Source organism: Amycolatopsis sp. NPDC034160, from assembly GCF_055575355.1.
On sequence record NZ_JBVISU010000012.1, the window covers coordinates 22,386 to 46,562 of the forward strand.

The following is a 24,177-nucleotide window of genomic DNA, read 5'->3' on the forward strand; positions in this document are numbered from 1 at the left end:
ACGCAAGCCCCCACCCGTTGTCGAGTAAGCAGGAGACTTCCGTGTCGGCGTACGCGATCGTCAAGACTGGCGGCAAGCAGTACAAGGTGGCCGTCGGCGACGTCGTCGAGGTCGAGAAGCTCGAAGGCGAGCCCGGTACCGAGCACACCTTCCCCGCAGTCCTCTTTGTGGACGGTGGCGACGTCACCACGGACGCCGACGCACTGGCGAAGGTCTCGGTCACCGGCAAGGTCGTCGAGCAGACCAAGGGTCCGAAGATCCGGATCCACAAGTTCAAGAACAAGACCGGCTACCACAAGCGTCAGGGTCACCGGCAGAAGCTGACCCGCGTCGAGGTCACCGGCATCAGCAAGTAATTCGGATCTTCAGGGAGAGGCTGAGCGATGGCTCACAAGAAGGGTGCGTCCAGCTCCCGCAACGGTCGCGATTCGAACGCGCAGCGGCTGGGCGTCAAGCGGTACGGCGGCCAGGAAGTCAACGCCGGCGAGATCCTCATCCGCCAGCGTGGCACCAAGTTCCACCCCGGCGTGAACGTCGGCCGTGGCGGCGACGACACGCTGTTCGCGCTGGCCGCCGGTGCGGTCCAGTTCGGCGAGAAGCGTGGCCGCAAGACGGTCAACATCGTGCCGTCCGAAGCCTGAGTTTCGGCTTCGAGCAAGAACCTCTGACGAGGGGTGGGGCCGGAATATCCGGACCCACCCCTCGTTTGTTTTGTATAAACCCTTTGCGAGTGAATAGAGGCAAGTCATGGCGTCCCGTTTCGTGGACCGCGCGGTGATCCATCTGACCGCCGGTGACGGTGGGAACGGCTGCGCCTCGGTGCACCGCGAGAAGTTCAAGCCCCTCGGCGGCCCGGACGGCGGCAACGGCGGCAACGGCGGCGACGTCCTGCTGATCGTCGACGCAGGCGTCCACACCCTGCTCGACTTCCACTTCCGCCCCAACGTCCGCGCCGGCAACGGCAAGATGGGCCAGGGCGGCAACCGCGCCGGCGCGGCGGGTGAAACGCTGGAGCTGCGCGTTCCGTCCGGCACCGTCGTGATGACCGAGGACGGCGAGATCCTGGCCGACCTGGTCGGCCCCGGCACCACCTTCGTCGCCGCTCAGGGCGGCCGTGGGGGTCTCGGCAACGCGTCGCTGGCTTCCAACGCCCGCAAGGCGCCCGGATTCGCGCTGCTGGGCGAGCCTGGGGAGAGCCGCGACCTCGTCCTGGAACTCCGGTCCGTCGCCGACGTCGGCCTGCTCGGCTTCCCGTCCGCGGGTAAGTCGTCGCTGATCTCGGTGCTGTCCGCGGCCAAGCCGAAGATCGCCGACTACCCGTTCACCACCCTGGTGCCGAACCTGGGCGTGATCACCGCCGGATCGACCGTGTTCACCATGGCCGACGTCCCCGGCCTGATCCCCGGCGCGAGCGAGGGCAAGGGCCTCGGCCTCGACTTCCTCCGTCACATCGAGCGGTGCGCGGTGCTGGTGCACGTCATCGACTGCGCCACCTTCGAACCCGGCCGTGACCCGGTGTCCGATATGGACGCCCTCGAAGAGGAACTCGCCCGCTACACCCCGGGTCTCGGCGGTGACCTCGCCGACCGGCCGCGGGTGGTGGTGCTCAACAAGATCGACGTCCCGGACGCCGCCGAACTCGCCGAGTTCGTGCGCCCCGAGCTGGAGGCCCGCGGCCTCAGCGTGTTCGAGATCTCCACGGCGACGCGGCAGGGGCTGAAGGAACTGACCTACGCGCTCGCCGCCGTGGTCGAGAAGTACCGCGCCGAGCAGCCGGAACCGGAGCCGGAGAAGGTAGTGCTGCGGCCGATGGCCGTCAACGACGCGGGCTTCACCGTCGAGCACGACCCGGACGAGGAAGGCGCCTTCATCGTGCGCGGTGTCCGTCCGGAGCGGTGGATCCGTCAGACGAGCTTCGGCAACGACGAGGCCGTCGGCTACCTCGCGGACCGCCTGCAGCGCCTCGGTGTCGAAGAGGCGCTGGCCAAGAAGGGCGCCGTACCCGGTAGCCCGGTCACCATCGGCGACGTCCAGTTCGAATGGGAGCCGTCGACCCCGGCCGGGGTCGCGGTGCACATGTCGGGCCGCGGCACGGACGTGCGGCTGGAGAACAACAGCCGGATCGGCGCCTCCGAGCGCAAGGAAGCCCGCCGCATCCGGCGTGACGGCCCGGACGGTGTCGAAGAGGAAATGGACGACGAGTGAGCTCGACCCGTCAGGCGCTCGCCGCCGCGAAACGGGTGGTCGTCAAGGTCGGCTCCTCCGCGTTGACCACCGCCGGTGACGGTCTCGACGTGGCCAGGCTGGACGCGCTGGTCGACGCGATCGCCGAGCGGGTCTCCCGCGGCACACAGATCGTGCTGGTCTCCTCGGGGGCGATCGGTGCGGGACTCGCACCGCTCGCGCTCGGCAAGCGGCCACGCGACCTCGCCACCCAGCAGGCCGCCGCCAGTGTCGGGCAACTCGCGCTGGCCCACGCCTACGCCGAGTCTTTCGGCCGGTTTTCCCTGACCGTGGGCCAGGTCTTGCTGACTTCGGACGACGTCGTACGTCGTTCGCACTACCGCAACGCGCAGAACACATTCACCCGACTGCTGGCCCTCGGCGCGGTTCCCGTGGTCAACGAGAACGACACCGTGGCCACCGAAGAGATCCGTTTCGGCGACAACGACCGGCTCGCCGCCCTCGTGGCTCACCTGATCGGCGCCGACGGGCTCGTCCTGCTGTCCGATGTAGACGGTCTTTACGACGGGGATCCCCGTGACGGCGCCACTCGCAAGATCGCCGAGGTCGCCGACGAGTCCGATGTGGATGGAATCACCGTCGGCATGTCGAGCTCCGGGCTCGGCACCGGCGGCATGGTTTCGAAGCTCGCCGCGGCCCGTACGGCCGCCGGTGCCGGCATCCCGGTCCTGCTCGCCGCCGCTTCCGAAGCCGCCCGCGCCCTCACCACCGCCGAGGTGGGCACGGCCTTCGTCGCCGCGGACTCCCGCCTGTCGGCGCGCCGGTTCTGGCTGGGCTACGCCGCGGGCGCGTCCGGGAAACTGCACCTCGACGACGGCGCCGTCGCGGCCGTCGTCCGGCGCCGCCGCTCCTTACTCGCCGCCGGGATCACCGGCATCGACGGCGACTTCCAAGCGGGCGACGTCGTCGACCTGGTGGACCTCCGGCAGCGCACCGTAGCGCGGGGTGTCGTCGCCTTCGACGCCCACGAACTCCCCGACCTCATCGGCCGCTCCAGCCACGACCTTCCCGCCGAACAGCGGCGCGAGGTCGTCCATGCCGACGATCTCGTCCCCCTGCGCCCCTGAAAGTCAACCTTTTCCACCGGGGGAGCGGGGGACCTTTGCTATCGCCGAACCCAGCATGTGGGACATAGCGAGCTGACAGTGGGCTATATATGGGGCCAAAATCAACCTAGGTTGACGCCAAAGGTGACCAGTCACGCCTCCTGATCTCGACCTGTCGCGAGGTGGCCTGCGAGTCGCGCCAGTTGTTCGCCGTAGGCCTTCGCGAATTCGGCCGAGTTGGGGTCCTGGCCCGTGACCAACCGCGCGACGCGGGGTAGCGCCAGCGCCGCACTGGCCGCGGCCATGAACATCACCAGCAGGAAGCCCGGGTCGAGGTCCGGAGGAAAGTCGCCGGCGGCCTGGCGGGCCCGGACGTACTCGACCTGCCGCTGAAGAAACTCCCGCTGCCCTTCGACGCCGATGGCGTCGGGCGCCCCGTCGGTCAGGTTCTCCCACAGGAACAGTTTGGCGAGGTCGCGGTCTCGCACCCCTGACTCGGCGAAGAACCGCACCACGTCGGCGAACGGCTGGTCGTGTTCGGAGACCGCGACGTAGTCGTTGGCCATCGTCGCGGTCAGAGTGGTGTACAGCCCTTCCTTTCCGCCGAAGTAGTACGAGATCAGCTGCTTGTTCACGCCCGCCTTCGCGGCGATCTCGCTGACTCGTGCCGCGGCATACCCCTTCGCGCCGAACTCGGCCTTCGCAGCCTCCAGTAGCTGCGCCTTGGTGCGCTCGGGATCTCGTTGGCGTTCGACGGGAGCGCGACGGGGGCTTCGAGCGGCGGCTTCGGACATGGGCTCATCTTAGTCGCTGACTCTTTCAAACGTTTGGTTGACGTTATCATCCATATGGTTGATAGTGAGACCGGAGAGAGGAGTTCACATGACCACGAGAATCGCGATCATCGGCGGCGGCACGGGCGGGCTCTGCCTGGCACAGGGGCTGCGTAAGGCCGGTGTCGAAGTGTCCGTCCACGAGCGCAGTCGCACCCGGACCGAGCGGCTTCAGGGCTATCGCGTCCACATCAACCCGCAAGGATCGGCGGCGCTGCACGCATGCCTGCCGCCGCAACTGTGGACACGGTTCTTGACCACGACCGGCACCTCGAGCGGACCGTTCACGTTCGTGACCGAGCAGCTGAAAGATCTGATGGTGATCGACAGCGAACTGACCTGGAGCCCGGATCCCGCGTCGAACCACCATTCGGTCAGCCGGATCAGCCTGCACCACGTCCTGTCCGACGGGCTCGACGGAGTTCTTCAGTACGGCAAGGAGTTCGTGGGATACCGGAGAAACGGGGACACGGTCGTCTGTGAGTTCGCAGACGGAAGCACCGCCGAGGCCGATCTGGTGATCGGCGCGGACGGGGCGAACTCCCGGGTGCGAAAACAGTTCCTGCCGCACGCCGATCGGGTGGACACCGGGATCATCGCGATCGCGGGCAAGTATCCGCTGACCCAGGAGGCCCGCAAACGCTTGCCCACGCGGCTTACCGAGGGGCCGAGCATGGTGATGCCCCGTACCGGTGCAGGACTGTTCAGCGTGCCGCACGAACTGAACGGTGCTTCGTCGGTCAACGACGAGACCGCCGAGTACGACCCCGTCCTGTTCGACAACACTTCCAGCTACATCATGTGGGCGTTCGCGGCCGACAACCGGCGCTACCCGGACGACGTGTCCTCATTGGACGGTGCAGGCCTGCGGGCTCTCGTGCTGGATTTGGTCGACGGCTGGGCTCCCGCGTTCAAGGACCTGGTCGCCGGTTCGCCGCCCGGATCGGTGTCCCGGCTGCCGATCTTCACGTCGAAACCCGTCGAGCCATGGCCGACGGGCAACATCACCCTGCTCGGGGACGCGATACACAGCATGACCCCGTTCCGCGGGATCGGTGCGAACACCGCGCTCCAGGACGCGCGGCTGTTGTGCCGCAACCTCGTCGCGGCACAGAAGACCGGTGCCGTGTCCGCCGCGGTCGCCGACTACGAGCAACAGATGCGGGACCACGGGTTCGCGGCGGTGCGCGACTCGGAGCGCAGTGCCCGCCGGTTCGTGTCGGAGAACCGGTCGGGCCGCATGATGGCGCGGGGGATGTTCCGCTTCTTCCAAGCCGTCCCCCCGTTGAAGCGCAAGGTCTTCAGCGACCACGGTGTTTCATAGCCTGGCAGGGGTGGAGATGCCGAGCAGGGACAAGCCCAGCGTCAGCGTCTTCGAGGTGAGTTCGGCCAGCAACAACCGGGAGTCGCGGATGCCGGGCCCTTCCGCGTCCAGCACCGGGCACTGTTCGTAGAACCGCGAGAACACGACCGCGGTTCCGGACCAAGGCGAGAGCCAATGCCCGCTCGGCGGGATGACCGAGCGTGATCCGCGCATTGGCGTACTGCAGGTAACCCGAGGTGTTCCCGTTCTTGGAGATCATCCGTTCCCAGGAAAAGGCGTAATCACTCTCGCGATCGCCGGAAAGGTCGGCGTACTTGATCGCACCGATTCCGATCGCACCGGCGACCTCTTCCCTGACCTCGGGGGAGAGGTCGCCCCGGCCGTCGATCACTTCGGCGGCGTGGGAAACCGCCTCGGTAAGCAGGTCGGAAAGGCGGACCGACTCGCCGGCCCGGGTCTTCATGGCGCGACCGTCTTCACCGAGTACCGAGCCGAATCCGATGTGCTCGACCCGATGCTTCTCACTGAGCCAACCGGATGCCCGGCAGACGGCGAACACCATCGCGAAGTGCTGCGCTTGTGGCGCTCCGACGACATGAAGCAGGTCGGTGACGCGGCGTTGCCCCGTCCAGTAGCGCACGGTCGCGAGATCGGTGGCCGCGTAGCCGTAGCCGCCGTCCCGCTTCCGCACGATGAGCGGCAGCGGCTCGCCTTCCCAGTTGCGGAACCATCGGGGAGACGCAGACGGCGCCATCGCTGATCGCGGTGAGCCCGGCGGCTGTCAGGTCGTCCACGACCGCGCCGAGGAACGGGTTGTAGAAGCTCTCGCCGTAGACGTCCTCACTCGACAGGTCGATCTTGAGAATTTCGTAGACCTGACTGAAGTGCCTTGTCGACTCGTTGACCCGATGCCGCCACAACGACAAGGTCTCGTCGTCACCACCCTGAAGGAGCACCACCCGCTCCCGCGGCCGGGTGGCGAAGTCCTCGTCGGTTTCGAACTTCGACCGGGCGGCGCGATGGAAACCGTTGATATCACCGATCGTCCAAGGTCCCGACGGACGCTCGTCGAGCAGGTGCTCGATCAGCATCCCGAACCGGGGTGCCCAATCGCCGAGATGGTTGTGCGGGATGACGTCGTGTCCCGCGAACCGCACCAGCCGCGCGATCGCCTCACCGATGATGGTGGGCCGGAGATGCCCGACGTGCATTTCCTTCGCCACGTTCGGGCTGCTGTAGTCGATCGCGATCCGCCGCGGCCGCGCCGTCGCCGCGACGCCAGCTGTTTGCCCAGGCTCATCGCGAGATCGCACTGGTAGTCGACCCCGGTCCGCGAAGAGGCCCGCCCCAGGGCGGCCGACGGTTCCATGTCGCTGACGTGGCGAAGGGCTTCCACCACGCGTCGCGCCAATTCCTCGCTTACATCGCCGAACAACACGGTGTCCCTCCTTCGCGCTCGTCGTAGGAGCGCGAGAGTGGCCACCTCGTCACGTCGTCGGCGACGGAGTTTTCAGCGCAGGTCGCTGCCCTTGGTCTCCGGCAGGGTCCGGATGACGAAGAACGCGATCGCCGCTCCGGCCGCCACGTACCAGAAGAACAACGTCGACAATCCGGCGTCGGACAGGGCGGTCAGCACCAGGGGAGCGGTCCCGCCGAAGAGCGCGACGGTGAGGTTGTACCAGGCGCCGATACCCAGTCCGCGCAGCTCGGTGGGGAACAGTTCGCTCATGATCGCGGGCGCGATCGACGTCATCGCCGTATACAGGCAGAGCCCCACACAGAAGACGACCAGCAGCCCCGGTAGTCCCGGACGGACCAAAGTGGACAGTGGGACGATGAGGATCGCGGTCGCCGCCGACCAGACGAGTAGCTGAGGTTTGCGGCCGAAGCGGTCGGACAGCGCGCCCAGTGGATACTGCAGCGCGACGAACAACGCGGTCGCGATCGACAACGCGAGGAAGACGTCGACGTCATCGGCCTTGCGGGTCTTGACCGCGAAGGACGTCAGTGCGCTGAAGAACGTGTAGTAGCAAAGGGTCGAAAGCATCGAGAAGCCTACGAGCTGCACCACCGCGCGCGGGTGTTCGCGCAGTGTGGTGCGCAGCGGCTGCTCGACCCGGCGCGCCGTCGACTTCTTTTCCTCGAACAGTTCGGTCTCGACGAGACTGCGCCGCAACCACAGGCCGATGATGCCGAGTACGCCGCCGAGCAGGAACGGGATCCGCCAGCCGTACGCGGTCAAGTCCGCCTTGGACATCGTCCGCGCGAGCACGAAACCGAGGATCGAGGCGATCAGGACGGCGGAGCCGGTCGAGATGTAGAAGAAGGCGGAGTAGCGCCCGCGACGGGACGGCGGCGCGATCTCACCCAAGTACGCCGAAGCGTTCGAGACCTCGCCGCCGAGCGACAATCCTTGTGCCACCCTCGCCAGCAGCAACAGGATCGGTGCCAGCCAGCCGACCTGGGCGAAGGTCGGCAGGAGGCCGATGGCCACCGAACCACCCGCCATCAACACGATGGTCAGGATCATCGCCGGCTTGCGGCCCTTGATGTCGGCGAAGCGGCCGAGCAGCATCCCGCCGAGCGGCCTGAAGAAGAACGCCAGCGCGTACGTGGCGAAGGTGTTGATCAACGCGAGGGCTTCGTTGCCCTTCGGGAAGAACTCGCTCGCGAAGTAGATGCTGAACGTGGCGTAGATCGTCCAGTCGAACCACTCCAAGGCGTTCCCGACGCTGGCGGCGAACAGCTTCCGCACCGGGAGCCGATGTCCGAGTCGTTCCGTCGTTGAGTCCGCCATCGGCACCTCCGTACTCGCGCGTGGACGGAACCATGCCAGAAAGTTCCCGTGGGGGAAAGAACCTGTCAAAGGTCGGGACGTGGCTCCTGGGTCACGAAGTGCTGGCGAGGGCGAAGGGCAACACGGCGCGGGCCCCTGCCTTGCGCAGCAGGCGCGCCGACAGCGTCATGGTCCAGCCGGTGTCGATCAAGTCGTCGACCAGCAGGATCGGGCCCTCGGCCGCGGCGACCCCGGCGGCGAGCTCGCCGGGGAGGCTGAGTCGCTTCCACAAATCGGCCAGCCGTTGCGCGCTGTTCGCCTGGCGCGGGGGCGGCCCCGCCGAAGCGATGGTGCCCAGATATTCCAGCCGTCCGATCGAAGCCAGCTGCGTCGCCAGACTGTGGACCAGCTGGGGCCGGGTGGCGGACGGCACCTCGACCACCGCGACCGGGCGCTCCGTCCATCGCCAGCCCTTGAGCACCTCGATACAGGCCTGGAAGACCGCGTCGGGGAGCTCGGCGTCCGCCGCGGAAGGGCCGACGAGTTCGCGCAGCCGCGTGCCCCAGCCGACGTCGGTCACCCGGCCGACGACCTGGCCGGTCTCGGCCTGCTCACTCGCCGGTAGCCGCCCGGAAAGCGGGACGTCTAGTCCCGCCATCCCGGTCGGCCACATCTTCCGGGGCGCGACTTCGACCCCAGGGCGACGCAGGCGTTGCCGGGTGGCGTCGACGACGTCGTCGGAAATCGTGGTGTCCCAATGCTTTCCGGTGCAGTTGTCGCACCGCCCACAGGGTGTCGCTTCGGGGTCGTCCAGCTGACGGCGCAGATACTCCATCCGGCAGCCGGTGGTTTCGAGATAGGCGAGCATCGCGTTCTGTTCGTTGGTGCGCGCCGCGCTCACCCGGGCGTAGCGTTCCTTGTCGTAACTCCACTCTTCGCCGGTGCCCTCCCATCCGCCCTTCACCCGGCGGACGGCGCCGTCGACGTCCAGCACCTTGAGGACCATCTCCAGCCTGGATCGGGACAGCTCGACGAACGGTTCGAGCGCGGGTGTCGAGAGTGGACGGTCCGCGTACGCCAGGGCGTTGAGCACCTGCGTGACCCGCAGTTCGTCCGGGAACGCCAGCGAGCCGAAGTAGGCCCAGATGTCCTTGTCCTCGCGGCCGGGCAGCAGGATCACTTCGGCGCGGTCGACACCACGCCCGGCACGGCCGACCTGCTGGTAGTACGCGATCGGTGAGGACGGAGCGCCGAGGTGGACGACGAAGCCCAGGTCCGGCTTGTCGAATCCCATGCCCAGCGCCGAAGTGGCCACCAAGGCCTTGACCTTGTTGCTGAGCAGATCGTCTTCGGCGGCCTGCCGATCCGCCGGGTCGGTCTTGCCGGTGTAGGCGGCGACCGGGTAGCCGCGTTCGGTCAGCAGTCCCGCGACGTCGTGCGCGGCCGCGACGGTGAGTGTGTAGATGATCCCGGACCCCGGCAGTTCCTCCAGACGCTCGGCCAGCCACGCGAGCCGGGCCTGCGATGTCGGCAACTTGGCCACCGACAGATGGAGGCTTTCGCGGTCCAGACTCCCGCGCAGGACGAGAGTGCCGCCGCCGTTCCCGATGCCCAGTTGTTCGGCGACGTCGGTGGCCACCCGGTCGTTGGCGGTGGCGGTGGTGGCGAGTACCGGTACCCCTTCGGGCAGATCTTTCAACAGCGTCCGCAGCCGCCGGTAGTCCGGCCGGAAGTCGTGGCCCCAGTCCGAGATGCAGTGCGCCTCGTCGACCACGAGCAGGCCGGCGCTCGCGGTCAGTTTCGGCAGGACGGTGTCACGGAAGTCGGGGTTGTTGAGCCGTTCCGGGCTGACCAGGAGGACATCGACCTCGCCTGCCGCGATCGCGGCCTGCACCTGGTCCCACTCCTGCTGGTTCGCGGAGTTCATGGTCGCGGCGTGGATGCCCGCCCGCGCCGCCGCGGAGATCTGGTTGCGCATCAACGCGAGCAGCGGCGAGATGATCACCGTCGGTCCGGCGCCGCGCTCCCGCAGCAGGGCGGTGGCCAGGAAGTACACCGCCGACTTTCCCCATCCGGTGCGCTGCACGACGAGGGCGCGACGGCGGTGCGCGACCAGGGCCTCGATGGCCGTCCACTGATCGTCGCGCAGCCGGGCGCCTTCGCCGGCCAGTGCCCGGAGAAGGGTCTCGGCGCGGTTCCGGAGAGTCGATGTGTCCACGTCCCCACCTCTACCCCATGCCACCGACGAAGTCGCGGTCGGCATGTCGTGAACGGACCGTTCATCCATGGAACCGACTGTAATGTGACCTAGGTCACCACTGGTTGGTGGGTTCGGCGACCCGAGCGGACAGCGTCATGCGGTGTATAGGCTCACGACCCATGTCACCACGCCGGATCGGGGTCATGGGCGGCACCTTCGACCCCATTCACCACGGGCACCTCGTCGCGGCCAGCGAAGTCCAGTCCCGGTTCGCGCTCGACGAGGTCATCTTCGTGCCCACAGGTCAGCCGTGGCAGAAATCCGACCGGGTGGTCACCCGCGCCGAGGACCGATACCTGATGACCGTGATCGCAACGGCGTCCAATCCGGTCTTCTCGGTGAGCCGCGTCGACATCGACCGCGTCGGGCAGACCTACACCGTCGACACCCTGCGCGACCTGCGCGCCGAATATCCCGACGACCAGCTGTTCTTCATCACCGGCGCGGACGCGCTCGAGCAGATCCTCACCTGGCGCAACGCCGACGAGCTGTTCGACCTCGCGCATTTCATCGGCGTCACCAGGCCCGGCTACCGGCTCAATTCGCAACATCTGCCGAGCGGGAAAGTGAGCCTGGTCGAGGTGACCGCGATGGCGATCTCGTCCACAGCCTGCCGCGAACGGGTCGAGGACGGGGAGCCCGTCTGGTACCTCGTCCCCGACGGTGTTGTGCGCTACATCGCCAAAAAGGACCTCTATCGCAAAGACCGGGGAGCCTGACCGGGTACCCTCGTCGGGCGCACCCGCGAGTAAAGCCATCTGTTTGAGGAGAACTGTGACAGCCACGTCCGAGGCACGAGAGCTGGCCGTAGCGGCCGCCCATGCGGCGGCGGACAAGAAGGCGAGCGACGTGGTCGTGCTGGACGTGTCCGACCAGCTGGTGATCACCGACGCCTTCGTCATCGCGTCCGCGCCCAACGAGCGCCAGGTCGGCGCGATCGTCGACAACGTCGAGGAGCAGCTGCGCCTCAACGGGCACAAGCCGGTCCGCCGGGAAGGCGCCCGCGAAGGCCGCTGGGTCCTGCTGGACTACGTCGACGTCGTCATCCACGTCCAGCACCAGGAGGAACGCTCCTTCTACGGTCTCGAGCGGCTCTGGAAGGACTGCCCGCGGATCGAGGTCGCCGGTCTGGCTGTGCCGGCCGACGGAGACCCAGCCGAGGAGGACCCCGCCGGCGCGCAAGGGGCCTCGTGAGTCCGCGGCGGCTGGTGCTCTGGCGCCACGGCGAGACCGATTACAACGCGGCGGGCCGGATGCAGGGGCATCTGGACTCCGCGTTGACGCCGGTCGGCTGGAACCAGGCCCGGTTCGCCGTCCCCGCGCTCGCCAGGTTCTCCCCGGATCTGGTGATCGCCTCGGATCTGCGGCGCGCGACGGATACCGCCACCGTGCTCACGGAGGCCATCGGAGTCCCGCTGCGGATCGACAAGCGGCTTCGGGAAACTCATCTGGGTGAATGGCAGGGTTTCACCGGCCAGCAGGTCGACGAGGCCTACCCCGGTGAACGCGCCCATTGGCGGGTCGACGCGACCTGGGCACCGCCCGGCGGCGAGTCGCGAGTGGACGTCGCCGAACGCGCGCAGGAGGTCGTCGCCGATCTGGACCTGCCCAACTCCGACGCCGGCGACACCGTGCTGCTGGCCACGCACGGCGGCCTGATCATCGCGCTGACCGCGAAGCTGCTCGGCCTGCCGGTGCCGTCCTGGCCGGCGCTGGGCGGGATCGCGAACTGTCACTGGGTCGAGCTGACCCGGCGTGACGGGAATTGGCGACTGGCCGCTTACAACGCGGGAATCACCGGCTGATCCATGGCTCCGCGCCTGCTGGTGTTCGGCGATTCCCTCAGCTTCCACGGTCCGGATGGCCCGCTCGCCGCCGACGACGCGCGCCTGTGGCCCAACATAGCCGCCGAAGCGCTCGGTGGCGGCGCGGACCTCGTCGCCGGGTTCGGCTGGACGGCCCGTGACGCCTGGTGGTCCTTGATCGGGGATCCGCGGGTCTGGGCCGATCTCCACCACGTCGACGCCGTCGTGCTCGCCGTCGGCAGCATGGACACGCTGCCCTCGCCGTTGCCCACCTACCTGCGTACCGGTCTGCGCTACCTGCGGCCCGATCCGTTGCGACGGGTGGTGCGCAAGACATATCTGGCCGCTCAGCCCCGGCTCGCCGTCGCCCTTCGAGGACGTCCGGTGGTCTTGCCGTCGAAGCTGACCGTCCAGTACCTCGACACCGCTGTCGGAGCCTTACGGGTGCTGCGACCGGAACTGCCGATATTCGGCATCCTGCCCTCCGTCCACCGATCCGACGCCTACGGCCGGGTGCACACCGCCCGCGCCGGTGCCGCCGCCGCCATCGCCGCTTGGGGGCGGCGCGCGGAGGTCCCGCTGCTGGATCTCGAAGCCGTCGTCGGCGACCACGTGCTGAGCGGCAGGGGTAATCCGGACGGAATGCACTGGGGCTGGGAAGGGCATGCCGCCGTCGGCGCGGAAATGGCCCGCCTGATGGCCCCGGTGCTACGCCCCGCGGCAACGTAGGCTGACTGCCGTGTCGGTCGCCGTAGTCACGGATTCCACCGCCCACCTGCCGGAAGGCTTCGCCGAACGGAACGGGATCCGGGTGGTCCCGCTGCACGTCCTCGTGGACGGCGTCGTCTTTCTCGACGGTGTCGAAATGGGCCCTGCGGCTCTGGCCGAAACGCTCGGCAAACGCAGCATCGTGACGACGTCCCGGCCGACGCCGACGGAATTCGTCAAGGAATTCCGCGCGGCATTGGCCGAAGGCGCGGACGCCGTCGTGTCGGTCCATCTGTCCCGGGAACTGTCCGGGACCTGGGAGGCTGCGGTGCTCGCGGCTCAGGAGGTCGGGCCGGACAGGGTGCGTGTGGTCGATTCACGCAGCACCGCGATGGGGCTCGGCTTCGCGGCCCTTCGTGCGGCGAGCGCCGCGGCGGACGGGGGCGATCCGGCCGAGGTGGAAGCGGCCGCGGTCGACGCGGTGAGCCGCTCGGAGACCCTGTTCGCCGTCGAGACCCTCGAATATCTGCGCCGCGGCGGGCGAATCGGACCGGCGGCCGCCCTGCTCGGCACGGCGCTCGCGATGAAGCCCGTGCTCCACATGTCCGAAGGCAGGATCGAGCCGCTGGAGAAGGTGCGGACGATGAATCGCGCCGTGGCGCGGCTGGTCGAGCTGGCCGTGAAGGCGGCCGACGGCGGGCTCGCCGACATCGCCGTCCACCATCTGGCCTCACCGGAGCGCGCCGTCGAACTGGCCAACCGGCTGGAAGAGTCCATCGACTGCCCGGAAGGGTGCGTGGTATCGGAGGTCGGCGCCGTCATCGGCGCCCACACCGGCCCCGGTGTGCTCGGTGTCGTGATCCAACGGGCGGGTTAGGGAACCCGCCAGCGTCTCATACCGCCCCGACGGAAATCGGCGGTCCGTCTTGCCCGGGTCCGGGTTGTCCACAACACCCCACTTATCCACAGCTCCCGGATTCGCCACTGCCGCCGGCCACCCCCGCTCCGTAGCGTCGTTCACGTGTTCGACCGAACCGCCCGTCCACCGGGCTCCTCCGCCAACGCCAGGCTGGCGTGGCTGGCCGCGCAGCTGTCGCCACCCACCCAGGGCCCGCCCGCGGGCAGGCTCGTGCGCCGCTGGGTACCCGCCCGGTTCACGGCGGACGGGGTTCCGGTGAAACGGCGGTGGTTCGCCGTGGCGGCCGTGCTGATCGCGGTTGCCGTGATCGTGACCGGCGCGGTCACTCTGTTCGGACACCGGCCAGGGGCGGAGATCCCACCGCCCCTGCCGTCGGCCAAAGCCGCCGGAGACGCCCCCGCCGCGGCGGCCAAGGCGCCTTTGGTGGTCAGCGTCGTCGGCCGGGTGCTCAGCCCCGGCCTGGTCACGATTCCTCCGGGCGCACGGGTCGCCGATGCCCTCACGGCGGCCGGTGGGCCACGGCCCGGAACGGATCTGACCGGGCTGAATCTGGCCAGACGGCTCACCGACGGCGAGCAGGTGGCCGTCGGTGTCCCCGGACCGGCCGCGGCCGGACCGGGGACACCACCGGGGAAGCTCGACCTGAACACGGCTACGGCCGAGCAACTCGACACCCTGCCCGGGGTCGGCGAGGTGATGGCGAAACGCATCGTCGACTGGCGGTCCGGGCACGGTGGGTTCACCACGGTCGAGCAACTCCGTGAAGTAGAAGGGATCGGCGAAAGTAAATTCAAAAAAGTCCGGGAACTGGTGTCCGTCGGATGAACCCGTCCGCCGATCCGTCCGAAGTGGACACCGCGTCGTGGCGAGGGCAGGACCTGCGGCTGATACCGGCCGCGGCGACGGCCTGGCTCGGCACTCTTTCCGGGCTGCTCGGCGGCTGGTGGATCACGATGCTCTGCGGTGCCGTCGCCGCGGTGCTCGGGATCTTCGCCGCCGTCCGTGCCCGCCGGACGGCGTCCCGGTGGGTGGCGGGCTTGGGTGCGCTCGCGGTCATCGGCGCCCTCACGGCCGGTCCGGTGGCGCTCCGGATCCGGGCCGCCGAGCAGGACGACCTCCGTGCCGCCGCCGCGCGGGGGAGCGACGCCACCATGAGGGTGGTGGTCACCGAGCGGCCACGTCCGGTCCGCGGTGCCGGATACGCCGATCGCCGGGCGGGCACCCGCCTGGTGGTCATCGCCGCGAAGGTGGACGCCGTGGTGGTGGACGAGCGAGGGGTGGATTCCGCGGCCCGGGTCCTCCTGCTCGCTCCCGCCGAGGGGTGGGTGGACCTGCTGCCCGGGCAGCAGGTCACCGCATCCGGGCGGCTGGCCCCGGCCAAGGGGGCCGAACTGACGGTCGCGGTCCTCTCGGTCCGAGGTCCGCCGTCGGCCCTCGGACCGGCGCCCTGGTGGCAGCGAGCCGCGGAATCGCTGCGCTCCGGGCTCCGGGAGCTGTGCGCCGTTCTCCCGGAGGAGCAGGCCGGTCTGGTGCCCGGGCTGGTCGTGGGGGACACGAGCGCGCTGTCCCCGCGGGTCGAGCGTGAGTTCACGGACTCCGGCATGTCCCACCTGATGGCCGTGAGCGGTGGGAACGTGGCGATCGTCTGTGGCTCGATCCTTCTCCTGCTGAGGGTGCTCCGGGTCGGGCCGCGGACGTCCGCCGCCGCGGCCGCCGCGGGGCTCGCCGGGTTCGTGGTCCTCGCCGGACCCGCGCCCAGCGTGCTCCGTGCCGGAGTGATGGGCGCGGTGGGATTGCTGGCGCTGGCCCTGGGCCGCCGGGGTTCGGCGCTGCCCGCGCTGGGGTTCGCCGTGGCGGGGCTCGTCGTGGCCGATCCCGCCATGGCCGCCGATTTCGGGTTTGCTCTTTCGGTGCTGGCCACGGCCGGGCTGGTATTGCTGGCTCCGCGGTGGGCCGAGTGGCTGGTCGGACGTGGCGTGCCGTCCGGGTACGCCGAGGGACTGGCCGTCCCGCTGGCCGCGTTCGTGATGACGGCGCCGGTCATCGCGGGGATGGCGGGATCGGTCAGTCTCGTCTCGGTGGTGACCAACGTGCTCGCCGCTCCGGTGGTGGCCCCGGCCACCGTGTGCGGTGTGCTCGCCACCGTCATCGGGCCTTGGTGGCCTTCGGCGGGAAGGCTGCTGGTCCGCCTGACCGAACCCGAGGCGAGTTGGCTCATCACCGTGGCCCGCCACGGCGCCCGTGCGCCGGGAGCGGTCGTGGAGTGGCCGGGTGGCTGGTGGGGCGGGCTCTTGGCGGCAGGCCTGCTCGTCGTTCTGCTCGTCGCCATCCGGCTGCGGTATGCCCGGATCCTGGTGGCGATCGCCTTGGCAGGCGGACTCCTCGTGTTCGTGCCGGTGCGGGTGCTCGCCCCGGCGTGGCCACCGGCGTCATGGAGTGCCGTCGCCTGCGACGTCGGGCAGGGCGACGCCGTGGTCCTCGCCACGGCCGAGCCGGGGAGGGCGATCCTGGTGGACACCGGCCCGGAACCGGGACCGGTCGACGAGTGCCTGAGCAGGCTCGGTGTGGACCGTCTCCCGCTGATCGTGTTGAGCCATCTGCACGCCGACCACATCGGCGGTCTGGAATCCCTCTTCGAGGGCCGGTCGGTCGGCGCGGTCGCCGTGGGTCCGGGACGGGCGCCCGCTTGGGCGTGGCAGCAGGTCGCCGACGAGACCGCGCGCCGCGGGATTCCCCTGCTGGAACTGGGAATCGGACAACGAATGGACTGGCCGGGACTGTCACTGGAGGTATTGGGGCCACGTTATGTCACCCGGCGATCGGTCCTCGAACAGGACGGAACGGTGATCAACAACGGTTCGGTCGTCCTGCGCGCCGGGACCCCGGCAGGCCGATTGCTGCTGACCGGCGACGTCGAACTCGCCGCACAGACCGACCTGATGGCGGAGGGGACCGATCTGCGTGCCGAGATCTTGAAGGTGCCCCACCACGGAAGCCGTTACACGGCACCGGATTTCCTCAACGCCGTCGCGCCGAGGGTCGCCTTGGTGAGTGTCGGTGCCGGAAACACCTACGGTCATCCTAACAAGTCCACTTTGGACAATCTGGCCGCCGTCGGCGCCTTGATCGCCAGGACGGACACGGATGGCGACACCGCGGTCGTCACCGACGCGCGAGGCCTCGCCCTGCTACGCCGGGGTGAGCCCCGCGGCCCGCCTCGTTCCTGAGGCGGGCCGCGGGAAACTCAGATGCCGAGTGCCTCGCGGACCGCGTCGGCCGAGGCGCTGACGGTGGCCTTCGGGCCGACCTTGTCCTCGATGGCGTCGAGGGTTTTGAGGCCGTCACCGGTGATCAGCAGCACGATTTCGGTGTCCGGGTCGAGCTTGCCGGTCTCGATGAGCTTCTTGGCCGTCGCCACGGTGACCCCGCCGGCGGTCTCGGTGAAGATGCCCTCGGTACGGGCGAGCAGCCGGATGCCTTCGACGACCTCTTCGTCGGTGACGTCTTCGATCGCTCCACCGGTGCGGTTGACCACATCGAGGACGTACGGGCCGTCGGCCGGGTTGCCGATCGCCAGCGACCGGGCGATCGTGTCCGGCTTGACCGGCTGGACGACGTCGTGGCCCGCGCGGAACGCGGCCGAGACGGGCGAGCAGCCGGTGGCCTGCGCGCCGAACACCTTGTACGGCGTTTCTTCGACGAGGCCGAGCTGTCCGAACTCGCGGAAACCCTTGTCCACCTTGGTGAGCTGGGAACCGGAGGCGATCGGCACCACGATTTGCGGGGGAACGCGCCAGCCGAGCTGCTCGGCGACCTCGAAGGCCAGTGTCTTGGAGCCCTCCGAGTAGTAGGGCCGGACGTTCACGTTCACGAACGCCCAGCTCTCCTGCTCCGCGGCGAGCTGGGTGGCGAGCCGGTTCACGTCGTCGTAGTTGCCGTCGACCGCGATCAGGTCGCCGTCGTACACGGCGGTGGTGAGGATCTTGGCGCGTTCGAGGGTCTTCGGGATCAGCACGACCGACCGCCAACCGGCGCGGGCCGCCGCCGCGGCGACCGCGTTGGCCAGGTTGCCGGTCGACGGACAGGCGAGCACCTCGAAACCGAACTCGCGCGCGGCCGCGAGCGCGACGGCGACCACGCGGTCCTTGAACGAGTGGGTGGGGTTGCCGGTGTCGTCCTTGACCCAGATCTTCTTGACACCCAGCGCTTTCGCGAGCCTGTCGGCCTGGACGAGCCGGGTGGCGCCGGGTTCGGTGTTGGGGATTTCTTCGACGTTCGAGGGAACGGGAAGGAGCTTCTTGTAGCGCCAGATGTTCTTCGGCCCGGCTTCGATGTCCTCGCGGCGCACGCGGCCGAAGTCGTAGGCGACCTCGAGCGGCGAGAAGTCCTCGGCGGAAACGAATTCGGGGGCGAGCGGCTGCCGGTGTCCCTCTTCCTTCGACACCAGTTCGACGGCCGGTCCGAGATCCGGGGTCTTGGTGGTGGAGGTCGTGCCGAGGGTTGCGGTCATCGCGAGGTCCTTTCCTCATCTGCCCCGCCGAGGCGGGCCGGAATTGGCACCGTGTTCGTCAGCTATCCCACGATCGCGGGATGACAGGCTGACGCCGGTTGCCGGGGCTTCATCGGGCCGTTCCCTCTGCCCCTCTGGATGAGCGGTATTCACTTGTCGGCACGCGCATGATCGCGTCGCCTCGCTAACACCGTACGACATGGGGCTCGCGTGGGGCCACCGTGCCCGGAACACATCACCGGACAAAGCACACGAGAGGAGCAGTGGCAGGATCGTCACCGTGACGACGCAAGCTTCCGCCCCATCGCCGCTGGTCCTGGTCCTCGGTGAGGAAGAGCTGCTGATCGAACGCGCGATCCGTGGCGCTTCCGACGCGGCCAAAGCGGTCGACCCGACGGCGGACCTCAGCCGGATCCGGGTGTCGGACCTCACAGTCCCGGCACTCGCGGAGATGGTCAGCCCCTCACTGTTCGCCGAGGCCCGGGTCATCGTCCTCGAATCCGCGCACGACATTTCCCAAGAGCTCGCCGACGGGGTGATGGCCTACCTCAAGGCGCCCGCCGACGGCATCGTGCTCGTCGTCGTGCACAGCGGAGGCGGCCGGAGCAAGGCCGCCAAGGCGCTTCCGACGGCCTTGAAGAAGGCAGGCGCGGAGGTCGTCGAGTGCTCGAAACTGACCAAGCCCGCTGAGCGAGAGTCCTTTGTCCGCAACGAAGTCCGGCGGGTGGGCGGAAAGATCGACGGCGCGGCCGTGCTCGCGCTGATCGACGCGGTCGGCTCGGATCTGCGCGAGTTGTCGTCGGCCGCGACACAGCTCGTCGCGGACTCCGGGGGAGTGGTCGACGAGCAGGCGGTCCGCCGCTACCACCGAGGTCGCGCGGATGTGAACGGGTTCGCCGTCGCCGAGAAGGCCGTCGCCGGCGACAAGGCGGCGGCGCTGGAGTCACTGCGCTGGGCGATGCAGCTCGGCGTCCCGCACGTACTGGTCGCGGACGCCCTCGCCGACGCGGTCCGGACGATCGCCCGGGTGTCCGGCGCGGGACGTGGGAACCCGAACCAGATGGCTGGCGAGCTGGGGATGCCGCCGTGGAAGGTGCGCAAGGCCCAAGGACAGGCTCGCGGCTGGGGACAGGACGGTCTCGCCACCGCGATGCGGATCGTCGCCCGGCTCAACGCCGAGGTCAAAGGGGTCGCTGCCGACCCGGAGTACGCGCTGGAACGCGCTGTGCTGGAGGTCGTCGACGCTCACGGCACCAGCCGCTGAACATGAAGAAGGGCCCCGGTGACTCGCGTCGCCGGGGCCCTTCGAAAAGCCGATCAGAGAGAGTTCGCGCGCTTCGCGAGCGCGGACTTCTTGTTGGCGGCCTGGTTGGCGTGGAGAACGCCCTTGGTGACGGCCTTGTCCAGCTTCTTGGCCGCGTCCTTCTGCAGCTCCAGGGCCTTGGCCTTGTCACCGGAGTCGGCGGCCTCGCGGAACTTGCGGATCGCGGTCTTCACCGAGGACCGGATCGCCTGGTTGCGCTGACGCGCCTTCTCGTTGGTGGTGATGCGCTTGATCTGCGACTTGATGTTGGCCACGGGGGCGCTCCTCTTGATCTCTCGGTGGTTTCACCGCCGCGCTGTGACCGGCCCTGCGCGCTCGCGAAAGCGGCGCGGGTTTCCTCCATGACGGAATGCCACACGGCGATGAAGGGCAAGTTTAACAGCCGTCCCGGGGCGGATCGCCGCCGCCTCCGGACGTGTGCTTGCGGTACGGTGAAGATCGTAGTGCCTAGGGTTCCGCCGCCTGCCCGTTCCGTGAGGCACACAATCAGGGCGGGTGGGGCTGGTCCGAGCGGCACCATCGGCGGGGCCGGAAGCGCCGCCGTTCATCTGACGGGACAAAAGCCTGGAGGACCGGGTTTTCCGCATGCGCGGAAAACGTGGAAGGTCCCCAGTGAACGCCACCGCCCTGTCCCTTGTCCTCGCCGCCGCCGTCATCCACGCCGGCTGGAACCTGGCCGCCAAGAGGATCCGCAGTGGTGGAGCCCGGTTCGTGTGGGCCTACTACAGCCTTTCCGCGGTTCTGCTCGTCCCTGTCATGCTGATCTCACTGGTCGTGGAGCCGCAGCGTCCACAGTGGACGTGGTTGCTCGCCTCGGCGGTCACCGCCGTGTTGCACGTCACCTACGGAGTCGTCCTCCAACGGGGTTACGCCGTCGGCGACCTGTCCGTCGTGTATCCACTCGCCCGCGGTACCGGGCCGCTGATCTCCGTACTCGCGGCCGTCGTGCTGCTCGGCGAGCGGCCGGGTCCACTCGGTCTGGTGGGGGCGTTCCTGGTGGTCGCCGGGGTGCTGGTCATCGGGACCGGGCGGTCCCCGGCGCAGGCCGATGCCACGGATCGCGCCGCTCGCCGCAAGGGAGTGGTGTACGGGCTGTTGACCGGGCTCACGATCGCCGCATACACGCTGTGGGACGCGCATTCGGTCGCCGGTCTCGGTGTCCCGCCGATCGTCTACTTCGGAACCGGCGCGATCGTGCAGAGCCTGCTGATGACGCCGTACGCACTGAAGGACCGTGAAGAGGTCTCGTGGCTCTGGCGCGAGCACAAGCGTGAGGTCCTTCTCGTCGGCGCGCTCTCGCCCGTCGCCTATCTGCTGGTCCTCTACGCCCTTCAGATCGCTCCCGTGAGCCTCGTCGCACCGGCGAGGGAACTGAGCATCGTCCTTGGCGGCTTGGCTGCCTGGCTGGTGCTGCGGGAGGCGAACGCCGTACGCAGGCTGGCCGGGTCGGTGGTGGTGCTGGCGGGTATCACCGCGATTGCGATGGCCTGAACGCATCCGGTAGGGATTGAGCCATGGACGTGCTGAGCAGCAGGGTGCTGATCCACCCGAAGGACCTCGATGTGTCGACGGCGTTCTATCGGGACACCCTGGGCCTGGCCATCGACAAGGAGTTCCCCGGCGGAACGGTGTTCTTCGCCGGGAACGGGTCGATCGAGATCGTGGGGACCGGGAAGACCGGTCCGACCCCGGACGTCGCCTTGTGGCTTCAGGTCCGGGACCTGACGGCGGCGCTGGAGGAGCTCGCCTCGAAGGGGCTGGAGCCGGTCCGCGAAGCACGGCGTGAACCGTGGGGCCTGGACGAGGCGTGGATCGCCGATCCGGACGGCACCAGGATCGTGCTGGTCGAGGTGCCGCGTGAGCACCCCTTGCGCACCGATCCGCGTCAGGTCGAGGGTTTCACCGCGCGGAGTTGAGCGGCCAGGGACGCGCCGAGCCCCGGCGGGTCCCAGGTCCAGGTCTGCAGGTCGGTGAAGCCGGCAGCGGCCGCTTCGTCGGCCAGTTCGTGCCGTGACACCGGCAGCCACTTCTCGTGCGACGACAGCAGCAGCCTGCCGCCGGGCCGGAGCACGCGGAACAGTTCGGTGAACCCGGCCGACCTGTCCTCCCACAGTTGCACGTTGTTGACGCTCAGGACCACGTCGACGTTCTCGTCCGGCTCACCCGTGCAGTCCGCGGTACCGCTGCGCAGTTCCACCTTGTCACCGCACCGGCGGCGGGAGTGGGCGATCATCTCCGACGACGGGTCGACGCCGATGGCGCGGGCGGCGCGTTCAGCCGCGGCCTGCAGGCCGACGCCCGGGCCGGGGCCCACGACCAGGACGGTTTCGCCGGCCTGGATCGACGCCAGGTCGACGACACGAAGTTCGGTGGCGGCGTTGCCGCGCTCCATCGCCAGGCCGCCGAACCGGCCGAGCAGTCCCCTGGGACGGCCGAAGGTGCGGTCGAGCATTTGGGCCAGTGAAGTACTCATACTTCGAGGGCACCACAGCTCACCACGGCTCGCATCGGGGATGACCCCCACTCGCACCCGGAGCGGCATGGGAGCATAGAGGTGGCACACCCCGACCTTCGCGAGGAAACCCGTTGACGACGTTCGCCGACACCACCTTCACGCCACCGGAGCTCATCCGGAACTTCTGCATCATCGCGCACATCGACCACGGCAAGTCGACCCTGGCCGACCGGATGCTGCAGCTCACCGGCGTGGTCGAGGAGCGGGCGATGCGCGCGCAGTACCTCGACCGGATGGACATCGAGCGCGAACGCGGGATCACGATCAAGGCGCAGAACGTGCGGCTGCCCTGGCAGGTCGACGGGCAGGACCACGTCCTGCACATGATCGACACGCCGGGACACGTCGACTTCACCTATGAAGTCTCCCGCGCGCTCGAGGCGTGCGAAGGGGCCGTCCTGCTGGTCGACGCCGCGCAAGGGATCGAGGCGCAGACGCTCGCCAACCTGTACCTCGCGCTGGAGAACAACCTCCAGATCATCCCGGTGCTCAACAAGATCGACCTGCCGTCGGCGGATCCGGACAAGTACGCCGCCGAGCTCGCGCACATCATCGGCTGCGAGCCCTCGGACGTGCTGCGTGTGTCGGCCAAGACCGGTGTCGGAGTCGGCGAACTGCTCGACGCGGTGGTGAAGCAGGTGCCCGCACCGACGGGCGACGCCGACGCTCCGGCACGGGCGATGATCTTCGACTCGGTGTACGACACCTACCGGGGCGTCGTCACCTACATCAGGGTCGTCGACGGCAAGATCACACCGCGTGAGCGGATCAAGATGATGTCGACCGGCGCCACTCACGAACTCCTCGAGGTCGGAATCATCTCGCCGGAGCCCAAGGCCAGCAAGGGCCTCGGCGTCGGTGAGGTGGGCTACCTCATCACCGGGGTGAAGGACGTCCGGCAGTCGAAGGTCGGTGACACCGTCACCTCCGAGCGCAACGGCGCGAAGGAACCGCTCGCCGGCTACCGGGAGCCGAAGCCGATGGTCTACTCCGGCCTGTACCCGGTGGACGGTTCGGACTACCCGGACCTGCGCGAGGCCTTGGACAAGCTCCAGCTCAACGACGCCGCGCTCGACTACGAGCCCGAGACGTCGGTGGCGCTCGGCTTCGGCTTCCGCTGCGGTTTTCTCGGCCTGCTGCACCTGGAGATCACCCGCGACCGCCTGGAACGCGAGTTCGGCCTCGACCTGATCTCCACCGCGCCGAACGTGGTCTACGACGTCGTGCTCGACGACGGCAAGGAAATCCACGTCACCAACCCTTCGGACTGGCCGACCGGGAACAAGATCGACAAGGTGCTCGAACCGGTCAGCAAGGTGAGCATCCTGGCGCCGTCGGAGTTCATCGGCACGATCATGGAGCTGTGCCAGAACAAGCGCGGCGTGCTGCTCGGTATGGACTATCTGTCCGAAGACCGGGTCGAACTGCGGTACAACCTGCCGCTGGGCGAGATCATCTTCGACTTCTTCGACACACTGAAGTCGCGGACGCGCGGTTACGCGTCGTTGGACTACGAAGAGGCAGGCGCCCAGGCGGCGGACCTGGTCAAGGTGGACATCCTGCTCCAGGGTGAGGGTGTCGACGCGTTCTCCGCGATCGTGCACAAGGACGATGCCTACAACTATGGCAACCGCATGGTGAACCGGCTTCGCGAACTGATTCCGCGGCAGAACTTCGAGGTGCCGATCCAGGCCGCCATCGGGGCCCGCATCATCGCTCGCGAGACCATTCGCGCCATCCGCAAGGATGTGCTCGCGAAGTGCTACGGCGGTGACATCTCGCGTAAGCGCAAGCTGCTGGAAAAGCAGAAGGAAGGCAAGAAGCGGATGAAGACCGTCGGCCGCGTCGAGGTCCCGCAGGAGGCCTTCGTCGCCGCACTGTCCACTGAGGACTCCGGCAAGAAGAAGCAGTGA

The 24,177-nt window shown here is 68.5% G+C and carries 22 protein-coding genes, 1 pseudogene and 1 riboswitch; of the genes and pseudogenes, 16 read left to right on the top strand and 7 right to left on the bottom strand.

The annotated features are described in order from the left end of the window. Nucleotides 1-41 precede the first annotated feature (41 nt). The 4 genes from rplU (at nt 42) to proB (ending at nt 3,311) form a co-directional block, all read left to right on the top strand. Nucleotides 42-356 (top strand): 50S ribosomal protein L21, encoded by a 315-nt coding sequence (gene rplU / locus ACZ54P_RS23265; RefSeq protein WP_005158538.1) that lies wholly within the window; start codon nt 42-44, stop codon nt 354-356. 27 nt (nt 357-383) lie between these two features. Then, nucleotides 384-641: a 50S ribosomal protein L27 gene (gene rpmA, locus ACZ54P_RS23270; RefSeq protein WP_003067129.1), complete on the top strand. Its 258-nt coding sequence runs from the start codon at nt 384-386 to the stop codon at nt 639-641. A gap of 106 nt (nt 642-747) precedes the next feature. Then, nucleotides 748-2,205, top strand: a complete 1,458-nt coding sequence (gene obgE / locus ACZ54P_RS23275) for a GTPase ObgE (protein WP_465463665.1) — start codon at nt 748-750, stop codon at nt 2,203-2,205. Then, the gene (gene proB / locus ACZ54P_RS23280; protein WP_465463666.1) at nt 2,202-3,311 is read left to right on the top strand and encodes a glutamate 5-kinase; all 1,110 of its coding nucleotides are present in this window, start codon (nt 2,202-2,204) and stop codon (nt 3,309-3,311) included. Before obgE ends, proB begins: the two co-directional genes overlap by 4 nt. A gap of 131 nt (nt 3,312-3,442) precedes the next feature. Here the strand turns inward: proB and ACZ54P_RS23285 are convergent, their stop codons facing one another. Then, nucleotides 3,443-4,084, bottom strand: coding sequence for a TetR/AcrR family transcriptional regulator (locus tag ACZ54P_RS23285; RefSeq protein WP_465463667.1), 642 nt, complete (start codon nt 4,082-4,084; stop codon nt 3,443-3,445). Between the two features lie 88 nt (nt 4,085-4,172). Here ACZ54P_RS23285 and ACZ54P_RS23290 point away from each other — a divergent pair, with 88 nt between their 5' ends. Beyond that, the gene (locus tag ACZ54P_RS23290; protein ID WP_465463668.1) at nt 4,173-5,447 is read left to right on the top strand and encodes an FAD-dependent oxidoreductase; all 1,275 of its coding nucleotides are present in this window, start codon (nt 4,173-4,175) and stop codon (nt 5,445-5,447) included. On the opposite strand, the pseudogene argS reads toward ACZ54P_RS23290, so the two are convergent. The 3 genes and pseudogenes from argS to ACZ54P_RS23305 form a co-directional block, all read right to left on the bottom strand. Beyond that, nucleotides 5,442-6,885 (bottom strand): annotated as a pseudogene (gene argS / locus ACZ54P_RS23295) (arginine--tRNA ligase). The gene ACZ54P_RS23290 and the pseudogene argS overlap by 6 nt on opposite strands. A gap of 72 nt (nt 6,886-6,957) precedes the next feature. Further along, a complete protein-coding gene (locus tag ACZ54P_RS23300; RefSeq protein WP_465463669.1) occupies nt 6,958-8,244 on the bottom strand; it encodes an MFS transporter in 1,287 nt (428 codons plus the stop codon). Nucleotides 8,245-8,335: 91 nt separating this feature from the next. Next, complete coding sequence (locus ACZ54P_RS23305) at nt 8,336-10,441, bottom strand: RecQ family ATP-dependent DNA helicase (protein ID WP_465463670.1); 2,106 nt, start codon at nt 10,439-10,441, stop codon at nt 8,336-8,338. Between the two features lie 161 nt (nt 10,442-10,602). Between ACZ54P_RS23305 and nadD the strand changes: the two genes are divergently transcribed. The 7 genes from nadD (at nt 10,603) to ACZ54P_RS23340 (ending at nt 17,142) form a co-directional block, all read left to right on the top strand. After that, complete coding sequence (gene nadD, locus ACZ54P_RS23310; RefSeq protein WP_465463671.1) at nt 10,603-11,202, top strand: nicotinate-nucleotide adenylyltransferase; 600 nt, start codon at nt 10,603-10,605, stop codon at nt 11,200-11,202. A gap of 55 nt (nt 11,203-11,257) precedes the next feature. Beyond that, entirely contained in the window at nt 11,258-11,677 is a 420-nt protein-coding gene (gene rsfS / locus ACZ54P_RS23315) for a ribosome silencing factor (RefSeq protein ID WP_465463672.1), read from the top strand. Next, on the top strand, nt 11,674-12,288 hold the full coding sequence (locus ACZ54P_RS23320; RefSeq protein ID WP_061982694.1) for a histidine phosphatase family protein: 615 nt from the start codon (nt 11,674-11,676) through the stop codon (nt 12,286-12,288). Before rsfS ends, ACZ54P_RS23320 begins: the two co-directional genes overlap by 4 nt. A gap of 3 nt (nt 12,289-12,291) precedes the next feature. Beyond that, nucleotides 12,292-13,017: a diglucosylglycerate octanoyltransferase gene (gene octT, locus ACZ54P_RS23325; RefSeq protein WP_465463673.1), complete on the top strand. Its 726-nt coding sequence runs from the start codon at nt 12,292-12,294 to the stop codon at nt 13,015-13,017. 10 nt (nt 13,018-13,027) lie between these two features. Continuing rightward, a complete protein-coding gene (locus ACZ54P_RS23330) occupies nt 13,028-13,873 on the top strand; it encodes a DegV family protein (RefSeq protein WP_465463674.1) in 846 nt (281 codons plus the stop codon). A 144-nt stretch (nt 13,874-14,017) separates the two neighbouring features. Further along, complete coding sequence (locus ACZ54P_RS23335) at nt 14,018-14,740, top strand: ComEA family DNA-binding protein (RefSeq protein ID WP_465463675.1); 723 nt, start codon at nt 14,018-14,020, stop codon at nt 14,738-14,740. Further along, nucleotides 14,737-17,142 carry a ComEC/Rec2 family competence protein gene (locus ACZ54P_RS23340; RefSeq protein WP_465463676.1) on the top strand — a complete coding sequence of 802 codons (2,406 nt, stop codon included), beginning with the start codon at nt 14,737-14,739 and terminating at the stop codon, nt 17,140-17,142. The genes ACZ54P_RS23335 and ACZ54P_RS23340 overlap by 4 nt, the downstream gene beginning before the upstream one ends. A gap of 17 nt (nt 17,143-17,159) precedes the next feature. Here ACZ54P_RS23340 and thrC read toward each other — a convergent pair whose 3' ends face one another. Beyond that, nucleotides 17,160-18,425, bottom strand: a complete 1,266-nt coding sequence (gene thrC, locus ACZ54P_RS23345; RefSeq protein WP_465463677.1) for a threonine synthase — start codon at nt 18,423-18,425, stop codon at nt 17,160-17,162. A 12-nt stretch (nt 18,426-18,437) separates the two neighbouring features. After that, nucleotides 18,438-18,570: riboswitch (SAM riboswitch) on the bottom strand. A gap of 135 nt (nt 18,571-18,705) precedes the next feature. Here thrC and holA point away from each other — a divergent pair. Continuing rightward, on the top strand, nt 18,706-19,689 hold the full coding sequence (holA, locus tag ACZ54P_RS23350; protein WP_465463678.1) for a DNA polymerase III subunit delta: 984 nt from the start codon (nt 18,706-18,708) through the stop codon (nt 19,687-19,689). Between the two features lie 53 nt (nt 19,690-19,742). Here the strand turns inward: holA and rpsT are convergent, their stop codons facing one another. Continuing rightward, entirely contained in the window at nt 19,743-20,003 is a 261-nt protein-coding gene (gene rpsT / locus ACZ54P_RS23355) for a 30S ribosomal protein S20 (RefSeq protein WP_037310642.1), read from the bottom strand. 331 nt (nt 20,004-20,334) lie between these two features. Here rpsT and ACZ54P_RS23360 point away from each other — a divergent pair, with 331 nt between their 5' ends. Beyond that, nucleotides 20,335-21,240 (top strand): EamA family transporter, encoded by a 906-nt coding sequence (locus ACZ54P_RS23360; protein ID WP_465463679.1) that lies wholly within the window; start codon nt 20,335-20,337, stop codon nt 21,238-21,240. Between the two features lie 23 nt (nt 21,241-21,263). Continuing rightward, entirely contained in the window at nt 21,264-21,665 is a 402-nt protein-coding gene (locus tag ACZ54P_RS23365; protein WP_465463680.1) for a VOC family protein, read from the top strand. Here ACZ54P_RS23365 and ACZ54P_RS23370 read toward each other — a convergent pair. Next, nucleotides 21,635-22,222: a class I SAM-dependent methyltransferase gene (locus ACZ54P_RS23370; protein ID WP_465463681.1), complete on the bottom strand. Its 588-nt coding sequence runs from the start codon at nt 22,220-22,222 to the stop codon at nt 21,635-21,637. The two genes, ACZ54P_RS23365 and ACZ54P_RS23370, sit on opposite strands and share 31 nt — an antisense overlap. A 113-nt stretch (nt 22,223-22,335) precedes the next feature. Here ACZ54P_RS23370 and lepA point away from each other — a divergent pair, with 113 nt between their 5' ends. Further along, entirely contained in the window at nt 22,336-24,177 is a 1,842-nt protein-coding gene (lepA, locus tag ACZ54P_RS23375) for a translation elongation factor 4 (protein WP_465463682.1), read from the top strand.

Coding starts and splice junctions, on each gene's coding strand:
- rpmA (WP_003067129.1), top strand. CDS start 384: ATGGCTCACAAGAAGGGTGCGTCCAGCTCCCGCAACGGTCGCGATTCG.
- obgE (WP_465463665.1), top strand. CDS start 748: ATGGCGTCCCGTTTCGTGGACCGCGCGGTGATCCATCTGACCGCCGGT.
- ACZ54P_RS23285 (WP_465463667.1), bottom strand. CDS start 4,084: ATGTCCGAAGCCGCCGCTCGAAGCCCCCGTCGCGCTCCCGTCGAACGC.
- ACZ54P_RS23290 (WP_465463668.1), top strand. CDS start 4,173: ATGACCACGAGAATCGCGATCATCGGCGGCGGCACGGGCGGGCTCTGC.
- ACZ54P_RS23300 (WP_465463669.1), bottom strand. CDS start 8,244: ATGGCGGACTCAACGACGGAACGACTCGGACATCGGCTCCCGGTGCGG.
- nadD (WP_465463671.1), top strand. CDS start 10,603: ATGTCACCACGCCGGATCGGGGTCATGGGCGGCACCTTCGACCCCATT.
- octT (WP_465463673.1), top strand. CDS start 12,292: ATGGCTCCGCGCCTGCTGGTGTTCGGCGATTCCCTCAGCTTCCACGGT.
- ACZ54P_RS23340 (WP_465463676.1), top strand. CDS start 14,737: ATGAACCCGTCCGCCGATCCGTCCGAAGTGGACACCGCGTCGTGGCGA.
- thrC (WP_465463677.1), bottom strand. CDS start 18,425: ATGACCGCAACCCTCGGCACGACCTCCACCACCAAGACCCCGGATCTC.
- ACZ54P_RS23360 (WP_465463679.1), top strand. CDS start 20,335: ATGCGCGGAAAACGTGGAAGGTCCCCAGTGAACGCCACCGCCCTGTCC.
- ACZ54P_RS23365 (WP_465463680.1), top strand. CDS start 21,264: ATGGACGTGCTGAGCAGCAGGGTGCTGATCCACCCGAAGGACCTCGAT.
- ACZ54P_RS23370 (WP_465463681.1), bottom strand. CDS start 22,222: ATGAGTACTTCACTGGCCCAAATGCTCGACCGCACCTTCGGCCGTCCC.